The organism is Hylemonella sp. W303a (assembly GCF_046452315.1).
Classification (GTDB): Bacteria; Pseudomonadota; Gammaproteobacteria; order Burkholderiales; family Burkholderiaceae_C; genus Hylemonella.
The window spans coordinates 235,392-254,376 of record NZ_JBKFDG010000003.1 but is presented as its reverse complement, the minus strand read 5'-3'; the positions used below and the strand labels follow the sequence as shown (position 1 = coordinate 254,376).

Sequence of the window (18,985 nt, the reverse complement as noted above, 5' to 3'; positions counted from 1 at the left end):
GGCTGTTCCCTGAGACAGCGGCCCCACGATCCTGGTTGCTCGCAGACCGCGAGCAACTTTAGACTGGAAGCTTTGCGACCCCGGCTTTCGCACGGGTGTGCCTTTGTGTGATTCGCATTCTAGTCTGTGCGCGGTCTTCGACATCGACCGGCCGCGTGCGGGAAAGCCACCCGCAGTGACGCGAGCACCAAAGAGACTACTTCACTCGTTTGAGTGCAGGCCGCCCCCCCGCAGGCGACGCAGGAGGCCGAGGCGGTTCTGGATCCCCCTCGTCGCGCGGAACGGCATCGACATCGGGCGCCAGGCTGAGAATCGCACCCCCGGCTTGCCCAGCATCACCGGACACAGGGTCAGAGCCCGCGCCGATGTCTTCATGCGCCTCCTCATCAGGCGGAGACTCCAACGGGAAAGCCATGCCCTGTCCATTTTCCCGGGCGTAGATCGCCATGACCTGCCGGATGGGCACCAGAATGTCGCGCCCCACACCCGCGAAACGCGCCTTGAACTCGATGTACTCGTTGCCGATCTGGAGGGCGTTCGTGGCATCCATGCTGATGTTCAGCACGATCTCGCCGTCCTTCACGTACTCGCGTGGCACACGCACGCTGTCGTCAACCCGCACCGCCACGTAGGGCGTCAAGCCGTTATCAGCGCACCATTCGTAGAGCGCCCGGATCAAGTAAGGACGGGTGGAGGTGGCCTGAGGTGGCTGAGGTCCCGTCGTCGTGCTCTGGCTCATCTTGCGTGTTCCCGCGAGACGCTTACTTGCGCATCACCTTTTCAGAGGGCGTGAGCGCCTCGATGTAGGCCGGGCGAGAGAAGATGCGCTCAGCGTACTTGAGCAAGGGCGCGGCGTTCTTGGACAAGTCGATGCCGTAGTAATCCAGGCGCCAGAGCAACGGGGCGATCGCCACGTCCAGCATGGAGAAGTTCTCGCCCAGCATGTACTTGTTCTTCAAAAACACGGGGGCCAACTGTGTCAGGCGGTCACGGATGTGGCCGCGGGCCTTTTCGAGCGCCTTTTCGTTATTCTTGGTCGCGCGATTTTCCAGCGTGGACACGTGGACGAAAAGTTCTTTCTCGAAGTTCAGCAGAAACAGGCGCACGCGGGCTCGGTCCACCGGGTCGCCCGGCATGAGCTGCGGGTGCGGGAAACGCTCGTCAATGTACTCGTTGATGATGTTGGACTCGTACAGGATCAAGTCGCGCTCGACCAGGATGGGCACCTGGCCGTAGGGGTTCATGACATTGATGTCCTCAGGCTTGTTGTAGAGGTCCACGTCACGGATCTCAAAATCCATGCCCTTCTCGAACAACACGAAACGGCAACGGTGGGAGAAGGGGCAGGTCGTGCCCGAGTACAGCACCATCATGGCGGGTAGCTCCTGGGGGATGGGAAAAAAGAAGGAAACTCAGAAACGAAAAGAGTGGGTTGCATTATCGCAAACCCACTCATCGAAAAGCAAATTTTGCACCATATTGGTGCAAAATCAGCACTGACGACTTATTTGACGTCTTTCCAGTACGAGGCGTTCAGGCGCCAGGCGAGGATCGTGAAGCCCAGCAGGAAGATCAAAACCCACACGCCGATGCGCACACGGGTGTTCTGCGCGGGTTCGCCCATCCACTGCAGGAAGTTGACGAGATCACCCACGGCTTGGTCATATTGCAGCGGGGTCAAGGTACCCGGCGTGACTTGCTGCCAGCCCTTGAACACATGCACTTCATGACCATGCTCTTGGCGCGTCTCATAGACCGGCGTGCGCTTGCCTTGCAATTCCCACAGCACATGGGGCATGGCGACACTGGGGAAGGCCAAGTTGTTCCATCCCGTGGCCTTGCTGGCATCGGGATAGAAAGTGCGCAGGAAGGTGTAGAGGTAATCCGCACCCGTGCCGCCATGGCCAGCGCGGGAGCGGGCGATCAAGGTCAAATCGGGAGGATTGGCGCCGAACCAGTCCTTGGCCTGCTTGGGGTCGATCGCGGACTTCATCAGGTCACCGACCTTGTCGCTGGTGAACAGCAGGTTGTCCTTGATCTGCTCATTCGTGAAACCGATGTCCTGCAGGCGGTTGTAACGCATGAAGGCGGCCGAATGGCAGTTCAGGCAGTAGTTCACGAACAGGCGGGCACCGTTCTGCAATGACACCGTGTCGCTGGTGTTGACCGGCGCCTTGTCCCAAGCGATGCCGCCTTCGGCAGCCAGGGCGCCCGCGCCCAAGGCAAAGAACGTGGAGAGGGCAAGAATCAGTTTTTTCATGTTGTTGCTCCGTCTGCTCAATGCGCCTCGAAAGTCACGCGGCTGGGCACAGGCTTGGGCTCACCCAGGCGACTCCACCAGGGCATCAGCAGGAAGAAGCCGAAATAGAACAGAGTGCCGACTTGGGATACGCGCTCACCGATCGGGGACGGAGGCTGCACGCCCAAATAACCCAGGATCAGGAAGACGATCACGAACAGGCCGTAGAGGTACTTGTGCCAGCTCGGACGGTAGCGGATGGACTTGACCGGGCTGTTGTCCAGCCAAGGCAAGAAGAACAGGATGATGACCGCGCCGCCCATCACCACCACGCCCCAGAACTTGGCATCGATGCCGAGCATCAAGGCGATACCGACCAGAGCGCCAACCGCCACCGCGCCTTTGCCCTTGCTGCCCAAGTTGCCCTTGACGATGGCCAAGACCGCGGCGAGCGCGACGATCAGCACCAGCGCGTACATCATCTCGGTGGTGATGGCACGCAGCATCGAATAGAACGGCGTGAAATACCATACCGGGGCGATGTGAGCCGGGGTCTTGAGCGGATCGGCCGGGATGAAGTTGTTGTACTCCAGGAAGTAGCCACCGAATTCAGGCGCGAAGAACACAATGGCAGAGAACACCATCAGGAAGACGCTCACGCCCATGATGTCGTGCACCGTGTAGTACGGATGGAAGGGGATGCCATCGGCCGGCGCATCCTTGGACCAACGATTGCCCTTGGGGCCCTTCTTGATCTCGACGCCGTCGGGGTTGTTGGAGCCCACATCGTGCAGCGCCAGCAAGTGCGCCACGATCAGGCCCAGCAACACCAGGGGCACAGCGATCACGTGGAAGCTGAAGAAGCGGTTCAGGGTCGCGTCGCCCACCACATAGTCACCGCGGATCAGCAAGGCCAGATCCGGACCGATGAAGGGAATGGCGGAGAACAGGTTCACGATCACCTGGGCGCCCCAGTAGGACATCTGGCCCCAGGGCAGCAGGTAACCCATGAAGGCCTCGGCCATCAGCACCAGGAAGATGGCGCAACCGAAGACCCAGACCAACTCACGCGGCTTGCGGTAGCTGCCGTAGATCAAACCCCGGAACATGTGCAGGTACACCACGACGAAGAAGGCCGAGGCACCGGTGCTGTGCATGTAGCGCACCAGCCAACCCCAGGGCACGTCGCGCATGATGTACTCAACCGAGCCGAAGGCCAGGGCCGCGTCGGGCTTGTAGTGCATCACGAGGAAGATGCCGGTGACGATCTGGATCACCAGCACCAGCATGGCCAGTGAGCCGAAGAAGTACCAGAAGTTGAAGTTCTTCGGAGCGTAATACTCCGACATGTGGACGCGGTAGGCGTCGAATGCGGTCGGGAACCGGTTTTCGAACCAGTTCATCACCTTGGCGCCAGCGGGCGCGTCGGCAGGGAGTTCCTTGAATTCAGCCATGATGTTCTTCTTCCTACCTTTAGGCCTTGTCTTCGCCGATCAGCAGCTTGCTGTCGGACAGGTACATGTGCGGCGGGACTTCCAAGTTGTCGGGAGCCGGCTTGTTCTTGAACACACGGCCCGCCATGTCGAAAGTTGAACCGTGGCAGGGGCAGAGGAAGCCGCCGGGCCAGTTGTCGGGCAGCGAGGGCTGGGCACCGGGGGTGAACTTGTCCGACGGCGAGCAGCCCAGGTGGGAGCAAATGCCCACGCCCACGAACACTTCGGGCTTGATGGAACGGTGGCGGTTCTTGGCGTACTCGGGGGTCGGGTAGGCCTTGCGGTCAGAGTTCGGATCGGCCAGTTGGTCTTCATCCTTTTCCAGCGTCGCTAGTTGCTCCGGCGTGCGCTTCATGATCCACACCGGCTTGCCGCGCCACTCCACAGTCACCTTCTCGCCCGGCTTGAGGGCGGAAATATCCACCTCGACGGCGGCACCCGCGGCCTTGGCACGCTCGGACGGCTGGAAAGTGCTGACGAACGGGACGAGCGTGGCCACGCCCCCCACGGCACCCGCAGCGCCCGTGGCGATCAGCCACGTCCGTTTGCTCGGGTCCATCTGACTCTGATCGGCAAGCGTGTCGCTCATGGTTTCCTCAATCAAATCTACCGGGGTTGAAATCGTGCCGACCCACGATGGCCGGACTTTTAGCAGGGGGATTCTAGCCGACTCAACGTGCAGCCAGACGCTGGGCGGCCCTCACCGCTGCGATCAGGCTGGACGCATCCGCCACACCCTGGCCCGCGATGTCGAACGCGGTGCCATGGTCCGGACTGGTGCGCAGCAGCGGCAAACCCAGGGTGACGTTCACGCCCTGCTCCACACCAAAGTATTTGACTGGGATGAGCCCCTGATCGTGGTACATCGCCACCACCACATCGAATTCGCCTGTGTGGCCCGGCGCCTGTCGCGCACGCATGAAGACCGTGTCAGGTGCGTAAGGGCCCCGCGCGTCAATGCCTTGCGCCCGCGCCTGTTCGAGCGCGGGCGCGATGACCTCGATTTCCTCGCGACCGAAGCGCCCGCCCTCACCCGCGTGCGGGTTGAGGCCTGCCACACCGATGCGCGGCGCGCGGCCTAGCAGGGGGCGCAAAGCCGCGTCGGTGATCCTCAAGGTCTGCACGACATTGTCAGGGGTGACGGCGTCGATGGCCTCGCGCAAGGAAACGTGGATGCTGACCAATACCGTGCGCAACTCTTCGTTGGCCAGCATCATGCGCACAGGCATGTCGGCCACGGGAACGCCACGATGGGCAGCGGCCTCGGCCTGAAGCAACTCTGTGTGGCCGGGATAGCGGTCCCAGGGTGGACCGGCGGCGGCCAGCGCCTCTTTGTGCAAAGGTGCCGTCACCAGCCCGGCGATTTCTTCGCGCAGCGCCGCACGCGCGGCCCAAACCACGCACTCGCCCGCCAAGCGGCCCGCCGCCGCGCTGATGCAGCCAGGTGGCGCGGCGTCCAACCCGCCCTGCAAAACAGCGGCTGGTAACACCGGCAAGTGGTGAGCCGGCACCGTGAGCGCTTGCGCGGGATGACTGATCTGCACCAAGGTGGGCCGTTGCGAGGCGGGTGCTTTGACTTTGTCGCGCAGCCAACCCGCCGCACGGTGCAGCACCGCAGGATCGCCCACCACGAAGCAAGCGCGCAGCAGCTCTGGCGCCTGCCAGGCCGCCTTCAGGATGATTTCCGGGCCAATGCCCGCAGCGTCGCCCAAGGTGATGGCGAGAGGTTTCATGCGAAGTGCACCCGGTTTCAGGCGGGATTGTCGATGTCGATGAATTCGTGCGCCAAGCCCAGCTGGGCCGCGACATGGGCGGCAACGGCGGGCGCACCATCACGCTCGGTGGCGTGGTGGCCACAAGCCAGGTAGGCCACGCCGCATTCGCGGGCGTAGTGGGCTTGCGGCTCTGAAATCTCCCCTGTGATGTAGGCGTCGGCACCCGCCGCGATCGCGGCCTCGAAATAACCTTGAGCACCTCCGGTGCACCAAGCGATCTTGCGCAAGTTCTGTCGGCCGCCGTCCACAAGCGTCACTCGCCGGCGGGAGCCGGACGCCTGGCCCAAACGCTGCGCGACATGGTCGGCCAGCACCTGGGCATTGGCGTAGGGGCCACCTTCGACAGGCTCTCCCAGCCAGCCCAACAGGCCCTCGCCAAACGCCGCCTGACCGTGCAGCCCCAGTCGCGCGCCCAACTGGGCGTTGTTGCCCAGCTCGGGGTGCGCGTCCAAGGGCAAGTGGTAGGCGTAGAGATTGATGTCGTGCGCCAGCAGCAGGCTCAACCGTTGCTTCATCCAGCCCGTGACCCGGCCGTCTTGGCCCCGCCAGAACAGGCCGTGGTGCACGAAGATGGCGTCGGCTTGGGCAACGATCGCCGCCTCGATCAGCGCCCGACTGGCGGTGACGCCCGAGACGATCTTGCGAATGGTGGGTTTGCCCTCGACCTGCAAGCCATTGGGGCCGTAATCCTTGAAGCGCTCGGGCTGCAGGAGCGCGTCGAAACTCTGGAGCAAGGTCTCGCGGGATGTCATGCGTGCGATTGTGCTTCATCGCTACGGGGCTGCACTGCGGGGCCGTCACGCTCGACTTCAACGCGGGTCCAGTGCCCGCCTGGCTTTAGAACTGCCGGGCATGAGGTTATGACGATAATTTGGTTCTCTTGTGCGTCCGAACCGGGCACACTTTCGCCTCGATTCCACGAGCCCCGTGTCACAAGCGTCGGGGCTCTTGCTTTTTTGCTCTCCATGAATGCCCCTCTCCCAGTGACTCCGGCCTTGTCGGAGCCTGCCCCGCTGATCCGACTCGACGCCGTCAGCAAGACTTTCACCCTCCCAGACGGTGGTCGTTTCCAAGCGGTTCAATCCGTCACGCTCGACATCAACGCAGGCCAGGTGTTCGGCCTGATCGGCCGCAGCGGCGCCGGCAAATCCACCTTGTTGCGATTGATCAACCTGCTGGAACGCCCAGACGCGGGCCGGGTGTTGGTGCAGGGCCGCGATCTGGTGACCCTGCCCAAGCGGGAACTGCGCGCCACACGTCAGAACCTGGGCATGATCTTCCAGCAGTTCAACCTGTTGCAGAACGCCACCGTGTTCGACAACGTGGCCTTCCCGCTGCGCCTGCACCCCGGCCCCGATGGCAAAAGACGCAGCAAGGCCGAGATCAATGGGCGGGTACGTGAGTGCCTGGCCCTGGTGGGCCTCGCCGACAAGCTGCATGCGTATCCGGCCCAGCTCTCGGGCGGGCAGAAACAGCGCGTGGCGATTGCCCGCGCGCTGGCGCCCCGGCCCCAGGTGCTGCTCTGCGACGAACCCACCTCGGCACTGGACGCTGAAACCACCCGCTCGGTGCTGCAGACCTTGCGCGAGATCAACCACAAGCTGGGCGTGACCATCGTGATCGTCACGCACGAACTCGCCGTGGTGCAGGCCTTGTGCGACCGCGTGGCGGTGGTGGAAGGTGGCTGCTTGGTCGAGCAGTTCACCGTGGCTGACCTTGACACGCCGCGACGCAGCGCACTGGGCCAGGAACTGGCGCTGGAGCAAAACAATGCCCGGGTGCTGGCGGAGCACGCCGCACGCAGCGCTGCCCTGACCACAGCCCCCGCCCCCGAGGCCCAATCCACCTGACCATGTCTGACAACCTCCTCGAAATCCTGCCCGAACTCTGGCTCGCCACGGGTCAGACACTGCTCATGCTGGGGATCGGTCTATCGGCCGCCCTGCTGCTGGGGGGGCCGTTGGGTGTGCTGCTCTTCCTGCTCGGCCCGGGCCAATCGCTACAGAACCGCCCGGCCTATCTGCTGCTGAGCTGGATCGTCAACACCGTGCGATCCTTCCCGTTCATCATCCTGCTGGTGGCCCTGGTGCCCTTCACCCGCATCGTCGCTGGCACCTCCATCGGTCCGCTCGCAGCAGCAGTGCCCTTGTCCGTCGCTGCCATTCCCTACTTCGCTCGCTTGGTCGAGCAGAGCATCCGCGAGGTGCCCCGCGGCGTGATCGAGGCCGCGCACGCCATGGGCGCCTCGGAACTGCAAATCGTCTGGCGCGTGCTGGTGCTGGAGGCGCGCTCTGGCCTGGTGCTGGCGTTGACCGTGCTGGCCGTGAGCTTTCTGTCCTACTCGGCCGTGGCCGGCGTGGTGGGTGGCGGCGGCATCGGTGACTTGGCCATCCGCTACGGCTACTACCGCTTCCAGACCGATGTGATGTTGCTCACCATCACGCTGCTGGTCGTGCTGGTCCAAATCATCCAGTTCGGCGGCAGCGCGATCGCGCAGCGGCTGGACAAGCGTTGAACCATTTTTTCTCACTCCCATCCTTCAAGGACTCTCCTCCATGTCGAACCTCCGTCGTCACTTGCTGCTGGCCGCCGTTGCCTCCCTCAGCGCCTTCGCGCTCAACGCCCAAGCCGCCGACCCGGCCAAGAGCAGCCTCACCTTGGGTGCCACCGCAGGCTACAACTACGACGTGCTCAAGAAAGCCATCGTGCCCCAACTGGAACAGCAAGGCTACAAGGTCAAACTGGTTGAGTTCAACGATTACGTGCAGCCCAACCTGGCGCTGGCCCAAGGTGCGCTGGACGCCAATCTGTTTCAGCACATCACCTACCTCAACCGCTTCAAGACCGACCAGAAGCTGGACCTGATCGACCTGGCGCAAAGCACGACGGCGCCGATGGGCATCTACTCGGACAGCCGCAAGAGCCTGGCCGATCTGAAGGAAGGCGACCGCGTTTCCCTGCCCAACGACCCGAGCAACCTGGCCCGCGCCCTGCAATTGCTGGTGCAGCAGAACCTGATCACCGTGAAGGCGGACGTGGACCCGCTGCGCGTGAGCGAACGCGATGTGCAGAACAATCCGAAGAAGCTGAAGTTCGTGCCCATTGAGGCCGCGCAGCTGCCGCGCACCCTGGGCGACGTCGCCGTGGCCATCGTGCCGGGCAACTTCGCCACCTCGGCCGGCCTGAAGTTCACCAGCGCCCTGGCCCTGGAAAAGCCGCCCGCGCAGTACCAACAGGTGGTCGCCGTGAAAAAGGGCGACGAAACCAAACCCTGGGCCAAGGACCTTGCCGCCGCGTTCAAGTCACCTTTCTTCAAGCAAGTGCTGACCAAGGAATTCCCGGGCTACACCTACCCGGCCGGGCTGTAAGAAGAGCCAGTCGGCCCCTGCGCCCATCCATGACCGAGCCCTGAGCTTGCCGGACCGGGGCAGGGGAACCCGACGATTTGGATTTGCACTGCAAACCGCATGAGGAGCGGTCCCCTGCCCCGGTCCGGCAAGCGCCGACGATGAAAGCAACCATGCAGCTGCCGCGCACCTACAATTTGCAGCCATGAAACGCTATTGGCTGCTGTTCTCGCAAACCGTCACCGTCCTGTTGGCGATCTGGTTCATCGTCGCCACGCTCAAGCCGGGCTGGCTGCTGTCTTCCGGGCAGGCCGCCCCCACCGTAGCGCTCTTTCAGGCGCCCTCGGACCGCTCCGCAGGTGGCCCTCCCGGAAGCTTCCGGCTAGCAGCCCAAAAAGCATCGGCCGCCGTGGTGAGCATCAACACCAGCAAGGCACCCAAGCGGGGTCAAGCGGGCAGCGCCTTGAACAACGACCCCTGGTTTCGCTTTTTCTTCGGTGACCAGGACAGCGAGCCGCAAATTGGTCTCGGCAGCGGCGTGATCGTCAGCGAGAGCGGCTACATCCTCACCAACAACCACGTGATCGAAGGCGCCGATGAAATCGACGTCATCCTCAACGACAGTCGGCACGCACGCGCGCGCGTGATCGGCTCGGACCCCGACAGTGACTTGGCCGTGCTCAAGATCGAGCTGGACAAGCTGCCTGTCATCGTGCTGGGCAACTCGGACACCCTGCAAGTCGGTGATCCAGTGCTCGCCATCGGCAATCCCTTTGGCGTCGGCCAGACCGTGACCAGCGGCATCGTCAGCGCGTTGGGGCGCAACCAACTCGGCATCAACACCTTCGAGAACTTCATTCAAACCGACGCGGCCATCAACCCCGGCAATTCAGGGGGCGCCTTGGTCGACGCCAGCGGTAACCTGCTGGGCATCAACACGGCCATCTATTCGCGTTCCGGCGGCAACATGGGCATTGGCTTCGCGATTCCCGTGGCGACCGCCCAGCAAGTGTTGGAGAGCATCGTCCGCGATGGCCAGGTCACGCGCGGCTGGATCGGCGTGGAGCCCAGTGACCTGACAGCCGAGTTGGCGGAGACCTTCGGCGTCAAGGCCGACGAAGGCGTGATCATCACCGGCGTGCTGCAAAACGGACCTGCGGCACAGGCCGGCATCCGCCCGGGCGATGTGATCACACGAGTGGGCGGACAACCGGTGCGCAACGTCTCGGAACTGTTGACACGGGTGGCCGCGCTGAAACCAGGTCAAGCCGCCCCCTTCGCGGTGCAACGGCAGAACCAGCCCCTGGACATCAACATCACGCCAGGCGTCCGACCCACCCCGCGCAGGATGCAGGAATAAATCGGATCAAACCGGCTGCGCGGAGCCGGTTGTTTATTCGCCTTGCGCCTCAGGCTTCTCTTCCGGCGCCTTGGTGTGCCGGATGAAGATCCGGGCCGCGATGATGCCTACTTCATAGAGCAGGCACATGGGAATGGCCAGTGCCAGTTGCGACACCACGTCAGGAGGCGTCACGATGGCGGCGATAACAAAGGCAAGCACCACAAAATAACCGCGGAAGGCCTGGAGCTTCTCGATACTGACGATGCCCAGACGCGCCAACACGATCACCGCGATAGGCACCTCGAAGGCCAGCCCAAACGCCAGGAACATCGTCAGAACGAAACTCAAGTAAGCCTCGATGTCGGGTGCTGCCGTGATGCTCTTGGGCGCGAAACTCTGGATGAAGGCGAACACCTTGCCAAACACGAAGAAATAGCAGAACGCCACACCGGTGAGGAACAGCAGGGTGCTGCTGATCACCAAGGGCAGGATCAGCTTCTTCTCGTGGTTGTACAGCCCCGGCGCGACAAACGCCCAGATTTGGTAGAGCACCACGGGCAAGGCCAGCAGGAAGGCTGCCATCAGCAAGATCTTCAGCGGCACCATGAAAGGCGAAATCACCGAGGTGGCGATCAAGGTTGTCCCCTGCGGCAAGTGGGCCACCAGGGGCGCGGCCAGCAGGTCGTACAACTCCGCCGGACCCGGATAGAGGGCCAGAGCCAGAACGGCGATGCCCATCGCGATCACGCTCTTGAGCAGCCGGTCGCGCAGCTCCATCAGGTGCTGGACAAAGGGCTGTTCGGTGCCCGCCAGTTCATCGTCCTTTTTGTCGTCGGAATCAGCCATGCGTTCAGCGCTGCGCCCCAGGCCCCGTTGAGGTAAGAGCGCGCTTATTTAGAGGGATGAGAAACAAAAGGGACAAAAGAAAAGCTCAACCGAGCTGGCGCGGGGGCCTTGCAGCACCTGCAACGCCCGGCGGGCGGTGCCGTGCCACCCGTGCCGCGCCGGACAAGGCCTTGGTGCGCACCCCCTGACGTGCCTTGTACCAGGCGGGCACGCTGCCCCGCTTGAGCCGCCAGTTCTTGCCTGGGTGCTTGTACTCGGGGTAGATGACGAGCTCGGACATCACGCCGTCGGAGGATTCATAGCTCGATGTCAACTCCGAAGTCGCAGCGGACCACTCCCGCTCGACCCCGGACGTGGCGCTGTGGATGGAGCTTTCGACGTCGCGCGCCGCACCCTCGACGCTGCCTTTCATCTTGCGCAACTCTTCCAACTCCATGGAGCGGTTGACTTCGGCCTTGACGTCGGACACGTAACGCTGCGCCTTGCCCAGCAAGGTCCCGATGGTGCGGGCGACGCGCGGCAGCTTCTCCGGTCCGATGACGATCAAGGCCACCGCGCCGATCAGCGCCAGCTTGGACAAGCCGAGGTCAATCATGGCTGGGTCACCACCGTCTCAGGACGCGGGTCGCGCGAACGGCGCATCACGACTTTTGCTTGGCTTCGACGTCGATGGTCTTCTTGTCGGCGGTGGCGCTCGCGACTTGCTGCGGCTGCGGCGCGGGAGTGGCCGACTTGTCGTCGCTGGAGCCATCGCGCATGCCGTCCTTGAAGCCCTTGACGGCGCTGCCCAGGTCGCTGCCCAGGTTCTTGAGCTTCTTGGTGCCGAACACCATGACCACGATCAACAGCACGATCAGCCAGTGCCAAATGGAAAACGAACCCATATCTCTTACTCCTAAAAAACCCGGAATCAGGGCGCAGATTCTAGGGCTTGTTTGTCAAGCCCCGGTAACTGGCACGCCTGCCATCCCCCTCAAGGTCTCAGCCTTTGAGCCAGGGGCGCGGTCCGCCAATCACGTGCAGGTGCAGGTGGTGCACTTCCTGTCCGCCATCGGCGCCTGTGTTGACCATGATGCGAAAGCCTCCCTCTGGATACGGTCGGCAACCTTGCTCCAGCGCCAGCTTCGGGGCCAAGGTCATCATTTTCCCCATCAGCGCCGCGTGCTCCGGCCCAATCTGTGCCATCGATGCGATGTGTGGCTTGGGAATGATCAAGAAATGCACTGGCGCCCAGGGCTGTATGTCATGGAAGGCCAGGATGTCGCCATCCTCGTAGACCTTCTTCGAGGGAATCTGCCCTGCAACGATCTTGCAGAAGATGCAGTTCGGGTCGTGGCTCATGCCGTCTCCTGTGGGTGGTCTGGAAACTTCAGGATTGCTGCTTGTCCGCGGCTTCCGCCGCGCTGCGCGCCTGCGCCTTGCGCAGGGCCTTTTCCTCGAGGCCACTCATGCCCTCCCGACGCTCTAGCTCGGCAATCACGTCGGCGGGCGTGAGGCCGTAATGGGCCAGGGCGATCAGGCTGTGGAACCAGAGGTCGGCCATTTCGTAGAGCACCTTCTGCCGGGCCACGTCGGCGCCGGAGCCTCCGAGGGCGAGCGCGTGGTCCGCATCCTTGGCCGCCATGACGACTTCCGTGGCTTCTTCGCCCACCTTTTTCAAGAAGGCATCCGGGCCCTTGTGCAGCAGGCGTGCGACATAGCTCTTCTCGGGATCACCGCCTCGTTCGGGCCTGCGGCTGTCGATGACCGCCGCCAGGCGCATCAGGGCATCGTGGGTGTTCATGCTCATTTGTAGATCGATTCCGGGTCCTTCAACACAGGCTCCACCGTGTGCCAGGCCCCGTTCTCGTAGCGCTGGAAAAAACAGCTGTGTCGGCCGGTGTGGCAGGCAATGCCCGGCGTGTGGCCCGCCTGGGTGACTTTCAGCAAGACCACGTCGTTGTCGCAGTCCAGCCGGATGTCGTGCACGGTCTGCACGTGGCCGGACTCCTCGCCCTTGAACCAAAGCTTGCCGCGCGAGCGGCTGTAATAAACAGCCCGCCCCAGTTGAGCGGTTTTGAGCAGGGCCTCTCGGTTCATCCAGGCGAACATCAACACATCGTTGCTGCCCTGCTCTTGCGCGATCACAGGCACCAGGCCCTGGGCGTCCCATTTCACCTCGTCCAGCCAGATTGCATCCGGGGCTGACGGCATCGGGGGCGCGCTCATGCGTGCGCCTCCTCAGACACTTCGATCCGCACCGGAATGCCGGCCGCCGCCATGGCCGCCTTGGCCTGAGCGATGGTGTAGGTGCCGTAATGGAAGATGCTCGCGGCCAGCACGGCATCCGCGCCACCTTGCTTCACGCCCTCGACGAGATGGTCCAGCGTGCCCACGCCGCCCGAGGCGATCACCGGCACGCTCACCGCGTCACTGACGGCGCGTGTGAGCGCCAAGTCGAAACCGCTCTTGGTGCCATCGCGGTCCATGCTGGTCAACAAGATCTCGCCCGCGCCATACTCAGCCATCTGACGCGCCCAGGCCAGGGCATCCAGCCCGGTGTTCTTGCGCCCACCGTGGCTGTAGACGTCCCAGCCCGGACCGATTTCACCCCCGTCGACGAGGCGCCGTGCGTCCTCCTCGGAGCGGCGCTTGGCGTCGATGGCGACCACGATGCACTGCGCGCCATACTTGTCCGAGGCGTCGCGAATGACCTGGGGATTGGCGATCGCGGCGGAATTGAAGCTGGTCTTGTCCGCGCCCGCGTTGAGCAGACGGCGCACGTCTTCCACGGTGCGAACACCGCCACCGACGGTGAGCGGGATGAAGACCTGGGACGCCACGGCCTCGATCATGTGCAGGATCAGGTCACGCCCGTCGCTGGTCGCGGTGATGTCCAGGAAGGTGAGTTCGTCCGCGCCCTGCTCGTTGTAGCGCGCGGCGATCTCCACCGGATCGCCCGCGTCGCGCAGCTCGACGAAGTTCACGCCCTTGACGACGCGCCCGCCCGTCACGTCCAGGCAGGGGATGATGCGTTTGGCTAACATGCTGGGGATTGTAGGGGGGCGCCATTGCACACATGACCAGCGTAGACGTCGCGGACACCCCGCCATCCCCTTTTTTGCACTACCGTCAATTCAATGGCGGCCAGATCCCCCATAGCGCACTGGCGTTTCTGTTCACGCTCTTGTGGTCGCGGTTTCGTTGGCGCGTGCTGGCTTTGACGGGCACCAGCGTCGCGGGCATCGGCCTGATGGCGCTGGAACCGCTGTTCCTGCGTGACCTGGTCGAAGCCCTGGCCCGTTTCCAGCCGGACCGGGAAGCCCCCTGGCCCACCGACATTTGGCTGCCGTTTGCCCTGGTCGCGGGCGCCTGGCTGCTGTCCGCCGCGTTCAACCGACTGAGGGAGTGGGTGGATTTGCACACCACGCCCGCGCTGCGCATGGAGGTGCAGACCTGCCTCTTCTCTTATTTGATGGAGCACGCACCCGCGTATTTCCAGGACAACTTCGCGGGCCGGCTGGCGCAGAAAGTGAAGCAAGCGGGCCAGGCGGCCGCCAATCTGCTGGGCATCCTGTTCAATGAAATCACGCGGCTCATCGTCGCCATCGCCGTGGGGGCAGCCATCGTGGCGCCCCAGGCCTCCATCTTCCTGTGGGTGCTGCTGGGCTGGACGGTGGCCTACCTGGCGTTGTCGATCCTGCTGGCGCGGCGTTGCCTGGGCCTGTCGCGCGCCTTGTCCGAGGAGGTTTCACGCTCCACCGGGGTGATGGTGGACATCCTCGGCAACGCCGAGATCGTGCGCGGTTTCGCCCGTGGCGCGCACGAATGCCTGCGCCAAGCCGATGCCGTGTTGAAGGAAGCCGACGCGTCGCGCCGACTTCGCCGTTTCCTGATCTTGATGTGGTTGCTGATGTTCAACGCCCTGCTGGCCTTCCAAATCAGCTTCATCGCCCTGGCCATCGCGCAAGTGATGGCCAGCACGATGCGCGTGGGCGACATGGTGATGATTTTTTCTCTGGCGGCGATCCTCAGCAACAACGTCTGGAATCTCTGCGCCCGCTTCACCGACCTGTTCGAGAACCTGGGCATCATCGACTCGTCGCTGGAAACACTGAACGTGCCGCACGCGATCGCCGATTTGCCCGGCGCGCCGAATCTCACGGTCCCGCGAGGCGGAATCGGCTTCGAACGCGTGACCTTCCGGCACGGCGACGGCACGCCAGTCTTCACCGGGCTGGACCTGTCCATCCGGCCCGGAGAGAAGGTGGGACTGGTCGGCCCGTCGGGGTCCGGCAAGAGCACGCTGATTCGCCTGCTGCGGCGCCAGTACGAGCTGCAGGCCGGCCGCATCCTGATCGATGGCCAGGACATCGCCAAGATCACACTGGACTCCTTGAACCGCGCGATCGCCGAAGTACCTCAGGACCCTGGCCTGTTCCACCGCACGATTGGCGAGAACATCCGCTACGCCCGACCCGAAGCGAGCTGGGACGAGGTGCTGCAGGCGTCGCGCCAGGCCCACTGCGATGACTTCATCCGCCGTCGCCCCGGCGGCTACGAGGCCGTCGTGGGCGAGCGCGGCGTGCTGCTGTCCGGCGGTGAGCGCCAGCGCGTGGCCATCGCCCGCGCCTTTTTGAAACAGGCGCGCATCCTGTTGCTGGACGAGGCGACGAGTGCGTTGGACTCCGAAACCGAACACGCCATCCGCGACGCGCTGTGGAACCTCTTCGAAGGCCGCACGGTGATCGCCATCGCGCACCGCTTGTCCACCGTGAGTCGCATGGACCGCATCCTGTACATGGAAGGCGGTCAGATTCGGGAAGAAGGATCGCATGAGGCCCTACTGGCCCAAGGCGGCGCCTACGCCCGGCTCTGGGCGCGGCAGGTCGACGGGTTCATCGCGGACGAGGAGGAGTAACGGCCAGCGTGTCAGCGCTGACCTGCCCCGGCGTGTCCGCGAATCATCGCGCTAAGGTGGATCGCTGCCAGCCCTGCCAGGTACCGCCCGGCGGAACGGTCACCGGCGTCAGCACTTGAGCCGCTTCGACGCAAAGGAAGTGCCGGTACGCGTCATCGGTCAAGTCCGGAATGACCTTGCCCGCGCCAGGATTCCAAACCACGGTGTGCCCCCAACTAGCGCTTTGGGCGATGGTGAGACGCGCGGCGCTGTCTTGCAACGTCAGCGGCTGGGCGGCAGCCTGGTAGACGCGGTCGAACTCCTCGGTGAAGCGCAGCGGTTCGGCGCCCTGGCCGTGCACGTCGCGCACCGAGTCCCACTCGGCTTGCCCACCCAAGCCTTCAAGCCGGGTCTGGGCAATGTCGTTCACCGCGAAATAGGTGTGCAGCGCGCCGCTGAAGCTCAGCGGCTGGGTGTCGGTGTTGCGCAGGTCCAGCGTGAGCTGCAGTTCGCCAGGACGCAGCAAGAGGGTGAACCGTGCCTCGAAGGCCTGAGGCCAGTAAGCGCGCGTCGCCGCGCCGTCCCGCAGTTGCAGCGTCAGGCTCAGGCCGTCGCCGAGCATCCTGGCCGCCCCATCGACCTCCCAGGGCAAATTGCGAACAAAGCCGTGCTTGGGCAACGGACCCCGCATATTGAACTGGGGAAAGCAGACCGGAACTCCGCCGCGGATCGCCGCTTGACCGTCCAGCACGGACTTGGGGCTCAGGTAGAGGCGCTCTTGTCCGCCTGCCACCCAGGACACCACGTGTGCTCCGTGCCGGAGCACGCGCAGGCTGTCGCCACTCGGAAGTTGAAGCAGCAGGGAGGGCAGGCCGTGGAAGGACTCCTCGGCCTGGCCCGAGGTCGTGGACTGAGGCGTGGACATATCGGCTTGAGGCTTCAGCCGTTGAGTTCGTCAGCGCGCCGCTGGGCCGCTTCGAAGTCGAGGTCACCGCTGTAGATGGCGCGGCCGCAGATGACGCCCTCGACGCCTTCGTCCTCAACCGCGCAGAGCTGCTCGATGTCGGACAGGCCCTTGAGGCCGCCGGAAGCGATGACGGGAATCGTCAAGGCCTGGGCCAGCCGCACCGTGGCATCGATGTTGATGCCGGTCAGCATGCCGTCGCGACCGATGTCGGTGTAGATGATGGATTCGACGCCGTAATCCTGAAACTTGCGCCCCAGGTCCACGACTTCGTGCCGGGTGAGCTTGCTCCAGCCGTCCGTCGCGACCTTGCCGTCCTTGGCGTCCAGGCCCACGATGATGTGCCCGCCGAAGGCCGTGCAGGCGTCTTGCAAGAAGCCGGGGTTCTTCACCGCCGCCGTACCAATGATGACGTAGCGCAAGCCTGCGTCCAGATACCGCTCAATCGTGTCGAGGTCGCGGATACCGCCGCCAAGCTGCACGTCCACCTCGCCGCCGACCGCCTTGAGGATGCCGCGGATGGCCTGTTCGTTCTTGGGGCTGCCGGCGAAGGCGCCATTCAGGTCCACGAGGTGCAGGCGACGCGCACCCGCGTCCACCCATTTGCGGGCCATCTGGACCGGGTCCTCACCAAAGGTGGTGGATTGGTCCATGTCGCCCTGTTTGAGGCGCACACAATGACCGTCTTTCAAATCGATCGCGGGAATGAGGAGCATGAAGCAGCGGCAGATGCAGGTAAGGATGCAGGTGCAGTGGTGCTGAGGGACTAGAAGAAAAGGAAAACAGGCTACGGAATCAGGACCCGGCGGTCATGCGTTCATGGATTCCAGGCCAGGAAGTTCCGGTACAGAGCCAGGCCATGTGCCGCGCTTTTCTCAGGGTGGAACTGGGTCGCGAAAATATTATCGCGTGCCAGCGCCGCCGTGAAGCGGGCTCCGTAATCGGTTTCGCCTGCGCTGTGGCGCGCATCCGACGGTTGCGCGTAATAGCTGTGCACGAAGTAGTAGTAGCTGCCGTCGGGCACGCCCGACCACACGGGGTGACCCCGTCCATCCGGGGACTGGCGCCAGACCTGGTTCCAGCCCATCTGCGGTACCTTGTAGCGGCTGCCGTCAGGCTGCGTGCGCCCTTCCAATTGGAAGCGCAGGCAGCGGCCGGGAATGAGTCCCAGGCCAGGTGTGTCTTGCTCTTCGCTGTGATCCAGCAGCATCTGCATGCCCACACAGACGCCGAACATCGGCTTGTGGGCGGCGGCTTCGAGCACGGATTCGCGCAGACCTGAATCGTTCAGTTCGCGCATGCAATCCCGCATGGCGCCCTGCCCTGGCAGCACGATGCGCTGGGCCGCACGCACTTCTTCGGGCCGAGAGGTGACCACCACCTGCCACCCGCTGCCAGCCGCCGCAGCCTGCACCGCCTGGGACACCGAACGCAGATTCCCCATGCCGTAATCAACAACGGCGACGGTTTGAACGCTCACAGACTGCCTTTGGTCGAGGGGATGACACCCATGGCGCGCGGATCGATCTCCAGCGCCATGCGCAGGGCACGGCCGAAGGCCTTGAACACCGTCTCGCACTGATGGTGCGCATTGACACCCCGCAGGTTGTCGATGTGCAGGGTGACGCAGGCGTGGTTCACGAAACCGTGGAAGAACTCGGACACCAGTTGCGTGTCCATGGTGCCGATCATGCCGCTGGTGAAGGGCACATGCAGCTCCAGCCCCGGACGGCCCGAGAAATCCACGACCACGCGGCTCAAGGCCTCGTCGAGCGGCACATAGGAATGGCCATAACGGCGCAGTCCTTTCTTGTCGCCCACGGCCTGGGCCACGGCCTGACCGAGGGTGATGCCCACATCCTCGATGGTGTGATGCCCGTCGATGTGCAGATCACCTTGAGCCTGGATGTCGAGATCAATCAGACCATGGCGCGCCACTTGGTCCAGCATGTGGTCGAAGAACCCGATGCCCGTGGACAGGCGCGATTCACCCGTGCCGTCCAGGTTCAGCTTGACGGCGATGCGGGTTTCCTTGGTGTTGCGCTCCACCGCCGCAGTTCGGGGGCTGGGGGTGGACGCGTCGGCGGTACGGCTCATGAG

The 18,985-nt window shown here is 63.7% G+C and carries 23 protein-coding genes and 1 riboswitch; of the genes, 5 read left to right on the top strand and 18 right to left on the bottom strand.

From position 1 onward, the window contains the following. Nucleotides 1–13: 13 nt before the first annotated feature. Nucleotides 14–112, bottom strand: a riboswitch (cyclic di-GMP riboswitch). 84 nt (nucleotides 113–196) lie between these two features. From ACLBKS_RS07435 to ACLBKS_RS07405, 7 genes are all read right to left on the bottom strand, one after another. Next, a complete protein-coding gene (locus tag ACLBKS_RS07435; RefSeq protein ID WP_410192159.1) occupies nucleotides 197–739 on the bottom strand; it encodes a ClpXP protease specificity-enhancing factor in 543 nt (180 codons plus the stop codon). Between the two features lie 22 nt (nucleotides 740–761). Then, entirely contained in the window at nucleotides 762–1,373 is a 612-nt protein-coding gene (locus tag ACLBKS_RS07430; RefSeq protein ID WP_410192158.1) for a glutathione S-transferase N-terminal domain-containing protein, read from the bottom strand. Between the two features lie 131 nt (nucleotides 1,374–1,504). Then, nucleotides 1,505–2,260 carry a cytochrome c1 gene (locus ACLBKS_RS07425; protein ID WP_410192157.1) on the bottom strand — a complete coding sequence of 252 codons (756 nt, stop codon included), beginning with the start codon at nucleotides 2,258–2,260 and terminating at the stop codon, nucleotides 1,505–1,507. Between the two features lie 17 nt (nucleotides 2,261–2,277). Beyond that, complete coding sequence (locus tag ACLBKS_RS07420) at nucleotides 2,278–3,696, bottom strand: cytochrome b (RefSeq protein WP_410192359.1); 1,419 nt, start codon at nucleotides 3,694–3,696, stop codon at nucleotides 2,278–2,280. Nucleotides 3,697–3,712: 16 nt separating this feature from the next. After that, complete coding sequence (gene petA / locus ACLBKS_RS07415; RefSeq protein ID WP_410192156.1) at nucleotides 3,713–4,321, bottom strand: ubiquinol-cytochrome c reductase iron-sulfur subunit; 609 nt, start codon at nucleotides 4,319–4,321, stop codon at nucleotides 3,713–3,715. An 82-nt stretch (nucleotides 4,322–4,403) separates the two neighbouring features. Further along, on the bottom strand, nucleotides 4,404–5,465 hold the full coding sequence (pdxA, locus tag ACLBKS_RS07410) for a 4-hydroxythreonine-4-phosphate dehydrogenase PdxA (protein ID WP_410192155.1): 1,062 nt from the start codon (nucleotides 5,463–5,465) through the stop codon (nucleotides 4,404–4,406). A gap of 17 nt (nucleotides 5,466–5,482) precedes the next feature. Beyond that, entirely contained in the window at nucleotides 5,483–6,259 is a 777-nt protein-coding gene (locus ACLBKS_RS07405) for a Nif3-like dinuclear metal center hexameric protein (RefSeq protein ID WP_410192154.1), read from the bottom strand. A 213-nt stretch (nucleotides 6,260–6,472) separates the two neighbouring features. Here ACLBKS_RS07405 and ACLBKS_RS07400 point away from each other — a divergent pair, with 213 nt between their 5' ends. From ACLBKS_RS07400 to ACLBKS_RS07385, 4 genes are all read left to right on the top strand, one after another. Beyond that, nucleotides 6,473–7,357 carry a methionine ABC transporter ATP-binding protein gene (locus tag ACLBKS_RS07400; RefSeq protein WP_410192153.1) on the top strand — a complete coding sequence of 295 codons (885 nt, stop codon included), beginning with the start codon at nucleotides 6,473–6,475 and terminating at the stop codon, nucleotides 7,355–7,357. A gap of 2 nt (nucleotides 7,358–7,359) precedes the next feature. After that, the gene (locus ACLBKS_RS07395) at nucleotides 7,360–8,022 is read left to right on the top strand and encodes a methionine ABC transporter permease (protein WP_410192152.1); all 663 of its coding nucleotides are present in this window, start codon (nucleotides 7,360–7,362) and stop codon (nucleotides 8,020–8,022) included. 40 nt (nucleotides 8,023–8,062) lie between these two features. After that, nucleotides 8,063–8,875, top strand: coding sequence for a MetQ/NlpA family ABC transporter substrate-binding protein (locus tag ACLBKS_RS07390; RefSeq protein ID WP_410192151.1), 813 nt, complete (start codon nucleotides 8,063–8,065; stop codon nucleotides 8,873–8,875). Between the two features lie 184 nt (nucleotides 8,876–9,059). Next, entirely contained in the window at nucleotides 9,060–10,214 is a 1,155-nt protein-coding gene (locus ACLBKS_RS07385) for a S1C family serine protease (RefSeq protein ID WP_410192150.1), read from the top strand. A gap of 33 nt (nucleotides 10,215–10,247) precedes the next feature. On the opposite strand, the gene tatC is transcribed toward ACLBKS_RS07385, so the two are convergent. The 7 genes from tatC to hisF all read right to left on the bottom strand — a co-directional run bounded on the left by tatC (nucleotide 10,248) and on the right by hisF (nucleotide 14,068). Beyond that, on the bottom strand, nucleotides 10,248–11,042 hold the full coding sequence (gene tatC, locus ACLBKS_RS07380; RefSeq protein ID WP_410192149.1) for a twin-arginine translocase subunit TatC: 795 nt from the start codon (nucleotides 11,040–11,042) through the stop codon (nucleotides 10,248–10,250). An 85-nt stretch (nucleotides 11,043–11,127) separates the two neighbouring features. After that, the gene (gene tatB / locus ACLBKS_RS07375; protein WP_410192148.1) at nucleotides 11,128–11,637 is read right to left on the bottom strand and encodes a Sec-independent protein translocase protein TatB; all 510 of its coding nucleotides are present in this window, start codon (nucleotides 11,635–11,637) and stop codon (nucleotides 11,128–11,130) included. Nucleotides 11,638–11,683: 46 nt separating this feature from the next. Next, nucleotides 11,684–11,926, bottom strand: coding sequence for a Sec-independent protein translocase subunit TatA (tatA, locus tag ACLBKS_RS07370; RefSeq protein WP_410192147.1), 243 nt, complete (start codon nucleotides 11,924–11,926; stop codon nucleotides 11,684–11,686). A 97-nt stretch (nucleotides 11,927–12,023) separates the two neighbouring features. Continuing rightward, nucleotides 12,024–12,383 carry a histidine triad nucleotide-binding protein gene (locus ACLBKS_RS07365; protein ID WP_410192146.1) on the bottom strand — a complete coding sequence of 120 codons (360 nt, stop codon included), beginning with the start codon at nucleotides 12,381–12,383 and terminating at the stop codon, nucleotides 12,024–12,026. A gap of 28 nt (nucleotides 12,384–12,411) precedes the next feature. After that, the gene (locus ACLBKS_RS07360; protein WP_410192358.1) at nucleotides 12,412–12,825 is read right to left on the bottom strand and encodes a phosphoribosyl-ATP diphosphatase; all 414 of its coding nucleotides are present in this window, start codon (nucleotides 12,823–12,825) and stop codon (nucleotides 12,412–12,414) included. Nucleotides 12,826–12,827: 2 nt separating this feature from the next. Continuing rightward, the gene (gene hisI, locus ACLBKS_RS07355; RefSeq protein WP_410192357.1) at nucleotides 12,828–13,235 is read right to left on the bottom strand and encodes a phosphoribosyl-AMP cyclohydrolase; all 408 of its coding nucleotides are present in this window, start codon (nucleotides 13,233–13,235) and stop codon (nucleotides 12,828–12,830) included. Nucleotides 13,236–13,246: 11 nt separating this feature from the next. Then, complete coding sequence (gene hisF / locus ACLBKS_RS07350) at nucleotides 13,247–14,068, bottom strand: imidazole glycerol phosphate synthase subunit HisF (protein ID WP_410192145.1); 822 nt, start codon at nucleotides 14,066–14,068, stop codon at nucleotides 13,247–13,249. Nucleotides 14,069–14,100: 32 nt separating this feature from the next. Between hisF and ACLBKS_RS07345 the strand changes: the two genes are divergently transcribed. Next, nucleotides 14,101–15,942 (top strand): ABC transporter ATP-binding protein, encoded by a 1,842-nt coding sequence (locus ACLBKS_RS07345; RefSeq protein ID WP_410192144.1) that lies wholly within the window; start codon nucleotides 14,101–14,103, stop codon nucleotides 15,940–15,942. A 43-nt stretch (nucleotides 15,943–15,985) separates the two neighbouring features. Here ACLBKS_RS07345 and ACLBKS_RS07340 read toward each other — a convergent pair whose 3' ends face one another. The 4 genes from ACLBKS_RS07340 to hisB form a co-directional block, all read right to left on the bottom strand. After that, nucleotides 15,986–16,846: a D-hexose-6-phosphate mutarotase gene (locus ACLBKS_RS07340; RefSeq protein ID WP_410192143.1), complete on the bottom strand. Its 861-nt coding sequence runs from the start codon at nucleotides 16,844–16,846 to the stop codon at nucleotides 15,986–15,988. Nucleotides 16,847–16,860: 14 nt separating this feature from the next. Then, a complete protein-coding gene (hisA, locus tag ACLBKS_RS07335) occupies nucleotides 16,861–17,601 on the bottom strand; it encodes a 1-(5-phosphoribosyl)-5-[(5-phosphoribosylamino)methylideneamino]imidazole-4-carboxamide isomerase (RefSeq protein ID WP_410192142.1) in 741 nt (246 codons plus the stop codon). 101 nt (nucleotides 17,602–17,702) lie between these two features. Beyond that, a complete protein-coding gene (gene hisH / locus ACLBKS_RS07330) occupies nucleotides 17,703–18,365 on the bottom strand; it encodes an imidazole glycerol phosphate synthase subunit HisH (RefSeq protein WP_410192141.1) in 663 nt (220 codons plus the stop codon). Beyond that, complete coding sequence (hisB, locus tag ACLBKS_RS07325; RefSeq protein ID WP_410192140.1) at nucleotides 18,362–18,982, bottom strand: imidazoleglycerol-phosphate dehydratase HisB; 621 nt, start codon at nucleotides 18,980–18,982, stop codon at nucleotides 18,362–18,364. The genes hisH and hisB overlap by 4 nt, the downstream gene beginning before the upstream one ends. Nucleotides 18,983–18,985: the final 3 nt, after the last annotated feature.

Bases quoted from the DNA above. Each gene is read 5' to 3' on its own strand.
- ACLBKS_RS07405 (WP_410192154.1), bottom strand. From the start codon at position 6,259: ATGACATCCCGCGAGACCTTGCTCCAGAGTTTCGACGCGCTCCTGCAG.
- tatB (WP_410192148.1), bottom strand. From the start codon at position 11,637: ATGATTGACCTCGGCTTGTCCAAGCTGGCGCTGATCGGCGCGGTGGCC.
- ACLBKS_RS07400 (WP_410192153.1), top strand. From the start codon at position 6,473: ATGAATGCCCCTCTCCCAGTGACTCCGGCCTTGTCGGAGCCTGCCCCG.
- tatC (WP_410192149.1), bottom strand. From the start codon at position 11,042: ATGGCTGATTCCGACGACAAAAAGGACGATGAACTGGCGGGCACCGAA.
- ACLBKS_RS07390 (WP_410192151.1), top strand. From the start codon at position 8,063: ATGTCGAACCTCCGTCGTCACTTGCTGCTGGCCGCCGTTGCCTCCCTC.
- ACLBKS_RS07345 (WP_410192144.1), top strand. From the start codon at position 14,101: ATGACCAGCGTAGACGTCGCGGACACCCCGCCATCCCCTTTTTTGCAC.
- pdxA (WP_410192155.1), bottom strand. From the start codon at position 5,465: ATGAAACCTCTCGCCATCACCTTGGGCGACGCTGCGGGCATTGGCCCG.
- ACLBKS_RS07385 (WP_410192150.1), top strand. From the start codon at position 9,060: ATGAAACGCTATTGGCTGCTGTTCTCGCAAACCGTCACCGTCCTGTTG.
- hisI (WP_410192357.1), bottom strand. From the start codon at position 13,235: ATGCCGTCAGCCCCGGATGCAATCTGGCTGGACGAGGTGAAATGGGAC.
- hisF (WP_410192145.1), bottom strand. From the start codon at position 14,068: ATGTTAGCCAAACGCATCATCCCCTGCCTGGACGTGACGGGCGGGCGC.
- tatA (WP_410192147.1), bottom strand. From the start codon at position 11,926: ATGGGTTCGTTTTCCATTTGGCACTGGCTGATCGTGCTGTTGATCGTG.
- ACLBKS_RS07430 (WP_410192158.1), bottom strand. From the start codon at position 1,373: ATGATGGTGCTGTACTCGGGCACGACCTGCCCCTTCTCCCACCGTTGC.
- hisB (WP_410192140.1), bottom strand. From the start codon at position 18,982: ATGAGCCGTACCGCCGACGCGTCCACCCCCAGCCCCCGAACTGCGGCG.
- petA (WP_410192156.1), bottom strand. From the start codon at position 4,321: ATGAGCGACACGCTTGCCGATCAGAGTCAGATGGACCCGAGCAAACGG.
- ACLBKS_RS07435 (WP_410192159.1), bottom strand. From the start codon at position 739: ATGAGCCAGAGCACGACGACGGGACCTCAGCCACCTCAGGCCACCTCC.
- ACLBKS_RS07340 (WP_410192143.1), bottom strand. From the start codon at position 16,846: ATGTCCACGCCTCAGTCCACGACCTCGGGCCAGGCCGAGGAGTCCTTC.
- ACLBKS_RS07365 (WP_410192146.1), bottom strand. From the start codon at position 12,383: ATGAGCCACGACCCGAACTGCATCTTCTGCAAGATCGTTGCAGGGCAG.
- ACLBKS_RS07425 (WP_410192157.1), bottom strand. From the start codon at position 2,260: ATGAAAAAACTGATTCTTGCCCTCTCCACGTTCTTTGCCTTGGGCGCG.
- ACLBKS_RS07395 (WP_410192152.1), top strand. From the start codon at position 7,360: ATGTCTGACAACCTCCTCGAAATCCTGCCCGAACTCTGGCTCGCCACG.
- hisA (WP_410192142.1), bottom strand. From the start codon at position 17,601: ATGCTCCTCATTCCCGCGATCGATTTGAAAGACGGTCATTGTGTGCGC.
- ACLBKS_RS07360 (WP_410192358.1), bottom strand. From the start codon at position 12,825: ATGAACACCCACGATGCCCTGATGCGCCTGGCGGCGGTCATCGACAGC.